The 12,151-nt window shown below is 73.7% G+C and carries 14 protein-coding genes and 1 pseudogene; 10 read left to right on the top strand and 5 right to left on the bottom strand.

The genetic code is table 11. The annotated features are described in order from the left end of the window. Positions 1–68: 68 nt before the first annotated feature. Genes ACFWJO_RS29870 through ACFWJO_RS29860 form a run of 3 tightly spaced genes read left to right on the top strand, consistent with a single transcriptional unit; the run spans position 69 to position 2,469 of the window. The gene (locus ACFWJO_RS29870; RefSeq protein ID WP_386870091.1) at positions 69–971 is read left to right on the top strand and encodes a CAP domain-containing protein; all 903 of its coding nucleotides are present in this window, start codon (positions 69–71) and stop codon (positions 969–971) included. Between the two features lie 5 nt (positions 972–976). Continuing rightward, complete coding sequence (locus ACFWJO_RS29865) at positions 977–1,846, top strand: peptidoglycan-binding protein LysM (protein ID WP_386870089.1); 870 nt, start codon at positions 977–979, stop codon at positions 1,844–1,846. A 59-nt stretch (positions 1,847–1,905) separates the two neighbouring features. Continuing rightward, the gene (locus ACFWJO_RS29860; protein ID WP_386870087.1) at positions 1,906–2,469 is read left to right on the top strand and encodes an RICIN domain-containing protein; all 564 of its coding nucleotides are present in this window, start codon (positions 1,906–1,908) and stop codon (positions 2,467–2,469) included. Between the two features lie 38 nt (positions 2,470–2,507). On the opposite strand, the gene hisN is transcribed toward ACFWJO_RS29860, so the two are convergent. Continuing rightward, complete coding sequence (hisN, locus tag ACFWJO_RS29855) at positions 2,508–3,302, bottom strand: histidinol-phosphatase (protein ID WP_386870085.1); 795 nt, start codon at positions 3,300–3,302, stop codon at positions 2,508–2,510. A gap of 106 nt (positions 3,303–3,408) precedes the next feature. On the opposite strand from hisN, the gene ACFWJO_RS29850 reads away from it, so the two are divergent. Further along, on the top strand, positions 3,409–4,062 hold the full coding sequence (locus ACFWJO_RS29850; RefSeq protein ID WP_386870083.1) for a TetR/AcrR family transcriptional regulator: 654 nt from the start codon (positions 3,409–3,411) through the stop codon (positions 4,060–4,062). Here the strand turns inward: ACFWJO_RS29850 and ACFWJO_RS29845 are convergent. The 4 genes from ACFWJO_RS29845 to ACFWJO_RS29830 all read right to left on the bottom strand — a co-directional run bounded on the left by ACFWJO_RS29845 (position 3,954) and on the right by ACFWJO_RS29830 (position 7,504). Then, positions 3,954–4,277, bottom strand: a complete 324-nt coding sequence (locus tag ACFWJO_RS29845; RefSeq protein WP_128982996.1) for a multidrug efflux SMR transporter — start codon at positions 4,275–4,277, stop codon at positions 3,954–3,956. The genes ACFWJO_RS29850 and ACFWJO_RS29845 overlap by 109 nt on opposite strands. Positions 4,278–4,445: 168 nt before the next feature. Next, positions 4,446–5,456, bottom strand: a complete 1,011-nt coding sequence (rsgA, locus tag ACFWJO_RS29840; protein WP_386870080.1) for a ribosome small subunit-dependent GTPase A — start codon at positions 5,454–5,456, stop codon at positions 4,446–4,448. Positions 5,457–5,459: 3 nt separating this feature from the next. Beyond that, the gene (gene aroA / locus ACFWJO_RS29835) at positions 5,460–6,788 is read right to left on the bottom strand and encodes a 3-phosphoshikimate 1-carboxyvinyltransferase (RefSeq protein ID WP_386870078.1); all 1,329 of its coding nucleotides are present in this window, start codon (positions 6,786–6,788) and stop codon (positions 5,460–5,462) included. A gap of 20 nt (positions 6,789–6,808) precedes the next feature. Continuing rightward, positions 6,809–7,504, bottom strand: coding sequence for a M50 family metallopeptidase (locus ACFWJO_RS29830; RefSeq protein WP_384419845.1), 696 nt, complete (start codon positions 7,502–7,504; stop codon positions 6,809–6,811). 54 nt (positions 7,505–7,558) lie between these two features. Here ACFWJO_RS29830 and ACFWJO_RS29825 point away from each other — a divergent pair, with 54 nt between their 5' ends. The 6 genes and pseudogenes from ACFWJO_RS29825 to ACFWJO_RS29800 all read left to right on the top strand — a co-directional run. Continuing rightward, positions 7,559–8,374 (top strand): SOS response-associated peptidase, encoded by an 816-nt coding sequence (locus ACFWJO_RS29825; RefSeq protein ID WP_386870076.1) that lies wholly within the window; start codon positions 7,559–7,561, stop codon positions 8,372–8,374. Between the two features lie 72 nt (positions 8,375–8,446). Further along, complete coding sequence (locus ACFWJO_RS29820) at positions 8,447–9,079, top strand: alpha/beta family hydrolase (protein ID WP_386870133.1); 633 nt, start codon at positions 8,447–8,449, stop codon at positions 9,077–9,079. A 253-nt stretch (positions 9,080–9,332) separates the two neighbouring features. Further along, positions 9,333–9,989, top strand: a complete 657-nt coding sequence (locus tag ACFWJO_RS29815; protein WP_384419839.1) for a sigma-70 family RNA polymerase sigma factor — start codon at positions 9,333–9,335, stop codon at positions 9,987–9,989. Beyond that, the gene (gene rsrA, locus ACFWJO_RS29810; RefSeq protein WP_384419836.1) at positions 9,986–10,297 is read left to right on the top strand and encodes a mycothiol system anti-sigma-R factor; all 312 of its coding nucleotides are present in this window, start codon (positions 9,986–9,988) and stop codon (positions 10,295–10,297) included. The genes ACFWJO_RS29815 and rsrA overlap by 4 nt, the downstream gene beginning before the upstream one ends. A 145-nt stretch (positions 10,298–10,442) precedes the next feature. Beyond that, entirely contained in the window at positions 10,443–11,849 is a 1,407-nt protein-coding gene (locus ACFWJO_RS29805; RefSeq protein WP_386870073.1) for an HD-GYP domain-containing protein, read from the top strand. After that, positions 11,846–12,151, top strand: a pseudogene (locus ACFWJO_RS29800) (hypothetical protein); the annotation flags it as partial. The gene ACFWJO_RS29805 and the pseudogene ACFWJO_RS29800, both read left to right, overlap by 4 nt.

Genomic DNA, 12,151 nt, shown 5'->3' with positions numbered 1-12,151 from the left:
CGGATGTCTACCGGAGTCGGTGACCGTACTGCCCGTCAGGTCACCGACACGACAGGAGACATCACGACATGACGACACAGCTGCAGAACGGCCAGGTCTGGGCGCTCGTCGCCGACAACGGCAGGGCCGCCGACGTCAACGCGAGCCAGGCCAGCGAGGGCAACCGGATCCAGGCTTGGGCCCCCAACGGCACCCACGCGCAGGGCTGGGTGTTCTGGGCCAAGGAGAACGGCTCCTGGCTCCTGGAGACCCAGCTCACCCACAACACCCACGCGCCCGGCCAGGCGATGGTGATGGACTACGACTTCTCCCGCTTCGCCACCCACCTGGTCCGCGAGCACGGCGGGAACAACCAGCGCTGGCACCTGGAGGACGCCGGCAACAGCCGGGTCCTCCTGCGCAGCGCCCGCCCCGACGAGGGCGCCGCCTACCTCACCGCCGACGCGCAGGGCGCGGCGCTCGGCGTGTGGCGGCGGGACCCCGCCAACCAGGGCCAGCTGTGGCGGCTCGTCCCGGCGGGCCAGACGGGCGGCGGTCAGCAGGGCGGCGGTCGGCCCCAGCCCCAGCCGCAGCCCCAGCCGGGCGCGGGCGGCTTCCTGGGCGAGATGCTGGCGATGGTCAACCAGGAGCGCCGCCGGGCCGGCGTCCCCGACCTGCGGCTCGACGAGCGCCTCTCGGCCGCCGCGCAGCGCCACGCCGATGACATGGCGCGCAACGACCTCACCCAGCACAACGGCACCGACGGCTCCGACTTCAGCCGCCGCATCAGCGACGCCGGATACCCCGGCAACACCGCCCGCGCCGAGAACGTCACCCCGGGCAACAGCGTGCCCGAGGCCATGCAGATGTGGATGAACAGCCCCGGCCACCGCACCAACATCCTCAGCGGCAACTACCGCAACCTCGGCGTCGGCTACGCGCCCCGCCAGCGCGGCAACTGGGGCCGCTACGTCCAGACCTTCGGGAGCTGAGGCCGATGGGAACGGTCTGGATCCCCGGCGCCGTACGCCTGGGCGACGGGACGATCGGCGGCCCCATGGACACCCCGGAACTGCCGCCCCGCGTGGTCTGGCACACCACCGAGAGCGGCGCCGGGAACGCGGCCTTCGACGCCGTCGGCGCGTATCTGATCCGGCAGGGCAGCGAACCCCACCTCCTCTACGACCCCACCACCGACCGGCTCGGCCAGTTCGGGCCGCTCGACCGCAGCGCCCGGGCGCTGCGCAACGACGGCGAGAGCCGCACCAACCGCACCGGCCGGGTCTGCGTGCAGATCGAGGTGCTCGCCCGCGCCTCGAAGCCGTTCACTGGCTACTGGAGTCCCGGCCCCAACCTCCGGGCAATCATGGCGGCCGCCCGGTCCTGGGGCGTGCCCGACGTGTGGGCGGGCCGCGAGCGGTCCCGTACGGACTGGCGGGGCAAGGGAGGCCACTTCGGCCACGCCCACGTGCCCGGCAACGACCACTGGGACCCGGGGGCCATCGACCCGGCGGCGCTGTTCGCCGCGGCCGGCGGACGCGCGGCCGCGGACCGGCCGGGGGAGCGGACCCACCTGCGGTCGGTGGTCAGCCTCGCCCGCGTGCTCGCGGCGGCCCGCACCGACCCGGCCGCCGCACAAGGAGCCGCGCTGCACCGCGCCGACGTGCTCCCGGTGGAGAAGGCCCTCGCCGCCGAAGGACTGCTGGCCGCGCAGTGGGCGGACGGCTCCTTCGGCACCAGGACGGTCGCCGCGTACGCCGCCTGGCAGCGGCGCTGCGGCTTCGGCGGCGCGGACGCCGACGGCCTGCCGGGCCGCACCACGCTGGAGCGCCTCGGCAAGGCGCACGGCTTCCAGGTCACCGCATGACACCCGCACGACACCGATCCGAACCGCAAGAACCGCAAGGAACCGAAAGGACCAGCACGATGAGATCCCTCCGTACCCTCGCCGCCGCCTGCGGCGTCGCCGTGACCGTCGCGGGGGCGGCCGTGGTGACCGCCCCGGCCGCGCAGGCCGCGCAGGCCGCACAGAGCACCGAGTGCGGCGAGCTCCCGCCCACCGTCACCACCCGCACCGAGGTGGCGACCTACCGCGGCGGCGCACTCGACCTGCCGAACGGCAACGAGACGGACGGCCAGCGGGTCGGCACCTGGACGCCCAACGGATCGCCCGCGCAGACGTGGTCCGTGTGGCGCTACTGCGACGGCACCAGCGCGATCAGCCACGGCTACGACAAGGTCCTGGAGGCCGGCGGCACCAAGGACCTGGCCGTCCCGCAGCTGGGGTCGGCGACCCGTGAAGGCCTCAACAGCCCGTGGGGCGGGGTGGCGCCCGCCCAGAAGTGGCGCCTGATCGACGGCGGCAACGGCTGGCGGATGGCCCAGAACGCGGTCACCGGCCGGTGCCTGAAGAGCAACGGAGTCGGCTACCTGAACTCCATGGCGCCGTGCGACGGCAACGACGCCGGCCAGTGGTGGCAGCTCGGCTGACGTCCGCGCGGATTGCCTCACGGAGGACAGGAGCCCGCTCAGCCGCCCAGGTAGCTGAGCAGCTCCCCGTGCAGCAGCCCGTTGGAGGCCGCCGCGTTCCCGCTGTTCGGGCCGTGGCGGCCGTCCAGGCCGGTGTACGTGCCGCCCGCCTCCTGGACGACGATCGCGACGGCCGCCATGTCCCACAGCGACAGCTCCGGCTCCGCGCAGATGTCCACCGAGCCCTCGGCGACCATCATGTACGGCCAGAAGTCGCCGTACGCCCGGGTCCGCCACACCGCGCGGCTGAGGTCGAGGAAGCCGTCGAGCCGTCCGCGCTCCTCCCAGCCGGTCAGGCTGGAGTACGCGAACGAGGCGTCCTCCAGGCGGCCGACCTTCGACACCCCGATCCGGGTCGCCGAGGCCAGGCTGCGGCCGGTGTACGCGCCGAGCCCCTTCGCCGCCCACCAGCGGCGGCCGAGCGCGGGCGCCGAGACCACGCCCACCACCGGCTGGAAACCGGTCTCGCCGGCCTCCATCAGCGCGATCAGCGTCGCCCACACCGGCACGCCGCGCACGTAGTTCTTGGTGCCGTCGATCGGGTCGACCACCCAGCGGCGCGGGCCGGTGCCCTGCACGCCGTACTCCTCGCCGAGGATCGCGTCCCGCGGCCTGGCGCGCTGCAGCTGACCGCGGATCAGCTCCTCGGCGGCCCGGTCCGCCTCGCTCACCGGCGTCATGTCGGGCTTCGTCTCGACCTTCAGGTCGAGTGCCTGGAACCGGTCCATCGTGGCCGCGTCCGCGGCATCCGCGAGGACGTGGGCGAGACGCAGATCGTCGTGGTAATCGGCCATGGTCGAAACTCTATCCCCCGAAGAAGCGTCGGCCCGCGGCGGCCCTTGACAGTGCGTGGCCGTCCGTCAACGCTGAGCGCAGAACCGATCCGGCTGGGAGGCGACGATGCCGACTGCCCGAGAGACCCTGCTCGACACGGCCCTCGCGGCCCTCGGCACGCTGCCCTGGTCCGCCGTGCGGATGGTCGACGTGGCCGCCCGCGCCCGGGTCTCCCGGCAGACCCTCTACAACGAGTTCGGCAGCAAGGAAGGACTCGCCCGCGCCCTCGTACGGCGCGAGGCCGACCTCTACCTCCGGGGCGTCGAGGCCGAACTCGCCCGGCCGGGACCGCCCGCACGCCGGCTCGTGGCCGTCGCCGAGTGGACCGTCGCCGCGGCGGCCGCCCGGCCCCTCATGCGCGCCCTGCTCACCGGTGCCTGGGGCGAGCTGCTGCCCGCTCCGCGGCCCGCGCGCGGCGGGACCCGCGCCGCCGTACCCGAACAGCGCCGGGCCGACGCCGGGGTCCCGTCGCCGGGCGAACTGCTGCTCCAGGCGAGGGACCGGGCCGCGGCCCTGCTCGCGGAGGAACCCGGGACGGCCGTCCGCGGCTGCGAGCTGACGCTGCGCCTCGCCCTGTCGTACGTGGTCGCCTCGGCGGGCGTGCCGCGGGCTCAGTGCGCCGAGCCGGACAGCTGGAGGCCGATGACGCCGGCGATCACCAGCGTGATCGAGACGATCTTGAGCGTGGACACCACGTCACCGAGGAAGACCATCCCGTAGATCGCGGTCCCCGCCGCGCCGATCCCGGTCCACACCGCGTACGCCGGGCCCACGTCGAGCTTGCGCAGCGCCAGGGTCAGCAGGCCGAAGCTGCCGAGTGCGAAGGCCGCGAAGGCGATGGTCGGCCACAGCCGGGTGAAGCCGTGGGAGAGCTTCAGGCACACCGCGAAACCGGTCTCCAGCAGGCCGGCGACCACCACCAGCAGCCACGCCATCGTCAGTGCCTCCCACGCCGTCGGTGACTGCTTCGTCTCACTTGGTGCGATTATGCACTTACCAACAGCCCGCGCCCGCAAACGTGAGCGATACGGGTGAACGCGCCGCCGGCCGAGCCCTCGCCGCCGCCGTCGGCGGCCCGCCAGGCCGCCCCTCCGGCCGCCTCGTCAGTCGCCTTCGCGCCGCTCGCGGGTCGCGAGCAGCCGGCGCAGGGACACCAGGCGCGCCGGGTCCGCCTTGCCCTCCGCCACCCACGCGTCGAGCGCGCAGTCCGGCTCGTCGTGGCTGCAGGCCCGCGGGCACTCCTCCGTGCCCGGCTCCAGGTCGGGGAAGGCGTGGATGACCCGGGCCGGGTCGACGTGGTGCAGTCCGAAGGACCGCACGCCCGGCGTGTCGATGACCCAGCCGTCCGCCTTGTCCAGCGGCAGCGCGAGCGCCGAGGTCGTGGTGTGCCGGCCGCGGCCCGTCACCGCGTTCACGTGACCGGTGACCCGCCGCCGCTCCTCCGGCACCAGCGCGTTCACCAGCGTCGTCTTGCCCACGCCCGAGTGCCCCACGAACGCGGTGACCCGGCCGCCCAGGTGCTCGCGCACCCGGTCCGCCGCCGCGCCGTCGTACAGCTCCTCGCGGTTCACCACGACGTACGGGATGTCCAGGTCGCCGTACAGCTCCAGAAGCGCCGACGGCGGCGCCAGGTCCGACTTCGTCAGGACCAGGAAGGGCGAGAGCCCGCCGTCGTAGGCCGCGACCAGACAGCGGTCGATCAGCCGGGGGCGCGGCTCCGGGTCGGCGAGAGCGGTCACGATCGCCAGCTGGTCGGCGTTGGCGACGACCACCCGCTCGTACGGATCGTCGTCGTCGGCCGTGCGGCGCAGCACCGAGCTCCGCGTGCCGATCCGCACGATCCGCGCGAGCGTGTCCTTCTCGCCGGACAGGTCGCCGACCAGGGAGACCCGGTCGCCGACCACGGCGGCCTTGCGGCCCAGCTCGCGGGCCTTCATCGCCAGCACGATCCGGTCGTCGACGAGGCAGGTCAGCCGGCCCCGGTCGACGGTGAGGACCATGCCCTCCTCGGCGTCCTCGTGCTTCGGACGGATCGTGGTGCGCGGACGGGTGCCCTTGCGGTTGGGCCGCTGGCGGATGTCGTCCTCGTCGGTGTGCTTCCCGTAACGCCGCATGGCTCAGACTCCGAGCATTTCGGTCCACATCCTCGGGAAGTCGGGCAAGGTCTTCTCCGTCGTGGCCACGTTCTCGATCTCCACGCCCTCCACGGCGAGGCCGATGATCGCGCCCGCCGTCGCCATCCGGTGGTCGTGGTACGTGTGGAAGACCCCGCCGCGCAGCGGGCGCGGGACGATGCGCAGTCCGTCCTCGGTCTCCGTGACGTCGCCGCCCAGACCGTTGATCTCCTTGGTCAGCGCCGCCAGCCGGTCCGTCTCGTGGAGCCGCAGATGGGCGACGCCGCGCAGGGTGGAGGGGGAGTCGGCGAGCGCGGCGACGGCCGCGATGCCCGGGGTCAGCTCGCCGACCTCGCCCAGGTCCACGTCGATGCCGTGGATCCGGCCGGTGCCGGTGAACGTCAGGCCCCGCTCGGTCAGCTCGCAGGAGCCACCCATCTCGGTGAAGATCTCCCGCAGCGCGTCACCGGGCTGGGTGGTCCGCTCGGGCCAGTCGGGCACGGTGACCCGGCCGCCGGTGACCAGCGCCGCGGCCAGGAACGGCTGGGCGTTCGACAGGTCGGGCTCCACCACCAGGTCGCGGCCGAGCAGCGCCGACGGCGCCACCCGCCAGACGTCGGGGCGGCCGCCGTGCTCGGGCTCGTCGACCTGGGCGCCGACCGCCCGCAGCATGTCGACCGTCATCCGGATGTGCGGCAGCGAGGGCAGCCGGTCGCCGACGTGCCGTACCTCGACGCCGTGGTTGAAGCGGGCGCCCGAGAGCAGCAGGGCGCTGACGAACTGGGACGACGAGGAGGCATCGATCTCCACGACACCGCCCTCCAGGCCGCCGGCACCGTGCACGGTCATCGGCAGCGCGCCGCGCCCGTCGTCGTCGATGCGGGCGCCCAGCGCGCGCAGCGCGTCGATCACGCCGTGCAGCGGACGCTCGTGGGAGCGCGGGTCGCCGTCGAAGCGGACCGGGCCGTCGGCCAGGGCCGCGACCGGCGGCAGGAAGCGCATGACCGTGCCCGCGTTGCCGACGTCCACGGCCGCGGGGCCGCGCAGTCCGGCCGGGAGGACCCGCCAGGCCTCGCCCGTGCCGTCCGGGCCCACGCCCTCCTCGATCTTGACGCCGAGGGTGCGCAGGGCCTCCGCCATGAGCACGGTGTCGCGGGAGCGCAGCGGGCGGCGCACCCAGCCCGGCTCGGCGGCCAGCGCGGCGAGCACCAGGGCGCGGTTGGTGACCGACTTCGATCCGGGCACGGTGACGGTGGCGTCGACGGCGCCGCCCGCATACGGGGCGGGCCAGAGGCCGGTGAGGGGATCGGTGGACGCGGAGCTTTCGGTCATGCCCTCACTTTACGGGGGAGTCACCACCCCAGGAGCCAGCGGAAGCCGCCGATCAGGGCGCTCAGGGAGACCGCGTGGAAGAAGAACAGCCACAGCGCGGCGGGCACGTGGGTGAGCCGGGACAGCTGGTCGGCGTCGGAGTCCCCGGCGCCGCCGTGCCGCCGCTTGACCTGCAGTTCGAACGCCGGACGGACCCCGCCGAGCAGCAGGAACCACACCGCCGCGTAGGCGAACACGGACTGGACGTCCGGTCCCGCCAGCCAGGACACCAGGAGGAACAGGGCGCCGGTCAGCAGGACGGTGAAGATCCCGTAAGCGTTGCGCACCATCACCAGGAGAGCGAGGAGCAGGGCCGTGGCCAGCCAGAGCAGCAGCGTCACGTGGTGCGAGGCGAGCAGCGCGGCGCCGCCGAGCCCGAGCAGCGGGGCGGCCGTGTAGCCCGCGGCGGCCGTGAGGATCATGCCGGGGCCGGTCGGCCGGCCGCGCGAGACGGTCAGCCCGCTGGTGTCCGAGTGCAGCCGGATCGACTGCAGGCGGCGGCCGGTGACCAGCGCGACCAGACCGTGGCCGCCCTCGTGGGCGATGGTGATCGCGTTCCTGGACAGCCGCCATATGGGGCGGGGGACGACCGCGGCGAGGGCGGCGACCGCCGTGGCGACCACGATCCACGTCGCCGGCGCCGGCTGGGTGCCGAGGAGGTCGAGTTCGGGGCTCATGGTGTTGACGGGCTCCTCGGTGGACGACGGGTGGGACGTGGCAGTGTGGCACTTATGTGCGGACGGTATGCGGCGAGCAGGCGCCCCGAGGACCTGGTGGACGCCTTCGAGGTCGAGAAGTGGGAGCCCGAGGAGACCCTGGCCCCCGACTGGAACGTGGCCCCCACCAAGGAGGTCTACGCGATCCTGGAGCGCCCCCTGAAAGACGCGGAATCACGGCGGCCGGTTCGCCAGATGCGGGTCCTGAAGTGGGGACTCGTGCCGTCCTGGGCGAAGAGCCCGGAGGGCGCCGCCCGGATGATCAACGCCCGCGCGGAGACCCTGCACGAGAAGCCCTCCTTCAAGAAGGCCTTCTCGGCCCGCCGCTGCATCCTGCCCGCCGACGGTTATTACGAGTGGGTGACCGCGGCCGAGGAGCGGGAGCTGGAGGTCGAGGGCAGGAAGAAGCGGCCCCGGAAGCAGCCGTACTTCGTGACCCCCGCCGACGGCTCGGTCTTCGCCATGGCCGGGATCTACGAGTTCTGGCGGGACCGCACCCTGCCCGACGACCACCCGCAGGCCTGGTGGGTGACCTGCTCGGTGGTCACCACCGAGGCCGAGACCGGCCCGCTGGGCGTGGCCCCGGCCGAGGGCCCGCGCTCGCTCGCCGACATCCACCCGCGGATGCCGCTGATGCTGACCCCCGACCGCTGGGACGCCTGGCTGGACCCGTCCCGCACCGGCCTCGACGAGCTGCGCTCGCTGCTCGCCCCGCCGCCGGAGGGCCTGATGCGGGCCTACCCGGTGGCGACCGCCGTCAGCAACGTACGGAACAACGGGCCCGAGCTGCTGACGGAGCTGGAGGGCCCGGAGGTGGCGACGCTCTTCTGAGGGGCGGGGCCGGCGACGCCGTCGTGGAGACCGGCTTCCGGCGGCCGGCCGGGGCAGGATGGGCGGGTGACCGTGACGAAGAGCGAGACCGTTCCGACCGACGCCGGGGACGCCCGGATCACCTGGCACGCCGCGAAGAAGCCGTGGACCGTGCTCGCCGTGAGCCATGGCGCGGGCGGCGGCATCGAGGCCCGTGACCTGCGGGCCCTGGCCGCGGCCCTGCCCGCCGAAGGCGTGACCGTCGCCCTGGTCGAGCAGCCCTGGCGGGTCGCGGGCAAGAAGGTCGCGCCCGCACCGAAGACCCTGGACACCGGGTGGCGCGGCCTGTGGCCGGCGCTCGCCGCGCCGGGCCTGCCGGTGATCGCCGGCGGGCGCAGCGCCGGCGCCCGGGTCGCCTGCCGCACCGCCCGCGAGCTCGGCGCGAGCGCCGTCCTCGCGCTGAGCTTCCCGCTGCACCCGCCGGGCCGGCCCGAGAAGTCCCGAGGTGACGAACTACGCGGCTCCGGTGTGCCGACCCTCGTCGTCCAGGGCGGCAACGACCCGTTCGGGAAACCCGCCGAGTTCCCGCCCGGTGACCACACCCTCGTCGAGGTCCCGTACGGCGACCACGGCTTCGCCGTGCCCAAGCGGGCCGCCATCACCCAGGAAGAGGCCCTGGACGTGATCGTCCGCGAGGTCACGGCGTGGATCGCGTCACTTCGCTGACCGCGCGGCCGCACCGGGAATGTTGAGTGCGGGACCACTGTTGTGAGGGACGTCGGTACCGGAGAGCAAGGAAGAGGGAGTCCGTCGCATGGGTTCGACCATCTGCCCGCAGCGCCCGCAGGCCGCTGACCTGGACTGGACGGTACTGCCTGCGCCCAAGGGCACGCCTATTCGGGCGGCGGACGGAGCGGTTCCTCGTCTATCCTCCGAAGCGAGCGGGTCCGCGTTCGGGTTCGCCGCAGCGCTGGAGGAGGTGGGTCCGGTCACTGGGACCGACACAGGGACCGACGAAGGCCCCGAGGAGACGACCGAGGAGCGCAACGCGCGCTTCGAGCGGGACGCCCTCGGCTACCTCGACCAGATGTACTCGGCCGCGCTGCGCATGACGCGCAACCCCGCGGACGCCGAGGACCTGGTGCAGGAGACCTACGCGAAGGCGTACGGCTCCTTCCACCAGTTCCGCGAGGGCACGAACCTGAAGGCGTGGCTGTACCGCATCCTCACGAACACCTTCATCAACTCGTACCGGAAGAAGCAGCGTGAGCCCCAGCGCTCGGCTGCCGAGGAGATCGAGGACTGGCAGCTCGCCCGCGCCGAGTCGCACATGTCGACCGGACTGCGGTCCGCGGAGTCCCAGGCCCTCGACCACCTGCCGGACTCCGACGTGAAGGAAGCGCTGCAGGCGATCCCCGAGGAGTTCCGCATCGCCGTCTATCTCGCCGACGTAGAGGGCTTTGCGTACAAGGAGATCGCGGACATCATGGGGACACCCATCGGTACGGTGATGTCCCGACTGCACCGGGGCCGCCGCCAGCTGCGCGGCATGCTCGAGGACTACGCCCGCGACCGCGGGCTGGTTCCCGCGGGCGCCGGTGAGTCGTCGCACGATCTGAAAGGCTCGGGCTCATGAGCTGCGGAGACCCGCACGAGACGGACTGCTCAGAGGTCCTGGACCATCTCTACGAGTTCCTCGACCGAGAGATGCCCGACGGTGAATGCACCAAGTTCGAGGTGCACTTCGAGGAGTGCTCCCCGTGCCTGGAGAAGTACGGCCTCGAACAGGCCGTGAAGAAGCTGGTCAAGCGCTGCTGCGGCAGTGACGACGTGCCGGTCGACCTGCGCGCCAAGGTGATGGGCCGGATCGAGCTGATCCGCTCGGGCCACCTCGTGCCCGAGCAGGACGTGGCCGCTCCGTCCGCGACCCCGCAGGAGCAGTAGCAGCAGGACGCGTACCGGGAGCCGGGCGAGCACCTCGCCCGGCTCCCGGTCTGTCTATCTGCCCATCGGCTTGTATCACCCGATGGTGCGAATCGCCCGGGCCCGGCCGCTCCACGGAACCCGACTCGCTAGCGTGGCGGGCGTGATGGTGGTCCCGCGAACGGCACGCGTGTTCATCGGCTGTGCCCTGCTGGCCGCCGCCGCGGTCACCCTGCCCGCCTTACGCCCCGGCACGCCCTGGCCGACGGTGCTGCTGCTCGCGACCCTCTACCCGGTCTGCGAGCTGCCGGTCCGCTGCCGGCTCACCGGCCGGGTCCTCGGCGGCCCCGACGGCGGTCCCGCGCCCCCCGGCACCGGCTCCTTCTTCCCCGTCCTGCTCGCCGCCGCCCTGCTGCTGCCGCCCGCCGCCGCCGCGCTCACCGCCCTGCCCGGCGCCGTGCTCGCCCGCGTCGAGCGCCCGCCCTTCGCCCTGCGCCGGGCCTGGCGGGCCGCCCAGCTCGCCCTCGCCGTCTGGGCCGCCGCCCGGACCGCCGAGGCCCTGCGCTGCCCCGACGCGCTGGGACTGGGCCCGGACGTCCCCGACTTCCCGTACGTGCTCCTGCCGGCCGGAGCCGCGGCCCTCGCCTTCTGCCTGGTCCTCACCGCCCTCGACGGCGCCATCCGCGCCACCGCCGAACAGTTCCCGCTGCGCACCGCGTGGCGCGGGCTGCTCGGCCGCGCCCTGGCCCCGCACGCCGTGCACGGTCTGGCCGGCCTGATGATGGCCGTCCTCTGGCGCAGCAGCTACGGCCCACCGGCCGCCCTCTTCGTCCTGCTCCCCATGTACATCTCCTGCTGGGGCTTCGCCCAGTACCACCGGGAGCGCGCCGCCCACCAGGCCACCATCAGGGCCCTCGTCCAGGCCGTCGACATCAAGGACCGCTACACCCGCGGCCACAGCGAACGCGTCGGACACGCCTCCGTCCTGATCGCCCGTGAGCTCGGCATGGACGAACCCCGCCTGGAGGTCGTCCGCTTCGCCGGCATCCTCCACGACGTCGGCAAACTCGGCGTCCCCACCCGCGTCCTGCGCAAGGACGGGCCGCTCACCCCCGACGAGCGCCGGGTCATCGAACTCCACCCCGAGTACGGGCACGAGATGGTCCGCGGCATCGGCTTCCTCGGCGAGGCCCGCACCGCGATCCTCCACCACCACGAACGCATGGACGGCTCCGGTTACCCGTACGGCCTCAAGGGCCACGAGATCCCCGAGTACGCGCGCGTGGTCGCCGTGGCCGACGCCTTCGACGCCATGACCTCCACCCGCTCCTACAGCCGTGCCCGGCCCGTGGAGACGGCCCTCGCCGAACTGCGGCGCTGTGCGGGCACCCACTTCGACCCGCGCATGGTCGACGCGCTCACCCGGGCGCTCCACGAGCACGGCTGGCGGCCGGAGGTCACCGCCCACGAGCCCGCCGTCCCGGCCCCCCGGGACTCGCCGCCGACGGCCCCGGACCCCGCGGAGCCCCACGGCCGCCCCGACCGGCGGCCCGCCGGAAGGCCGCCCCTGTGACGGCCGCCCCGGCGAAAGCCGCCCCGACGAGGGCCGCGCGCACCACCACCAGGGCCGTCCACGGCGCCGCCCTCCTGCTCACCCTCACCGCCCTCGGCCTCACCCTCTGGCACGGCCTCGACGAACCCGCCAACGCCCTGGCCTTCGGCGTCCTCATCGCCTTCGGCGAGCTGGCCCGCTGGGGCGCCCGGCCCGGGGGGGGGGGAGAGGGAGAGCCTCCCACAGACACAGCACCCACATTCGATGCCCTCTCGCCGACCACCGCACCGGAACCAACCCCCCCCCTCCTCCTCCCCCCATCC

It is taken from the genome of Streptomyces sp. NPDC127092, assembly GCF_042722475.1.
Lineage (GTDB): Bacteria > Actinomycetota > Actinomycetes > Streptomycetales > Streptomycetaceae > Streptomyces.
Note: the sequence above shows the minus strand (reverse complement) of the source record. Positions and strands in the feature narration are given on the sequence as shown.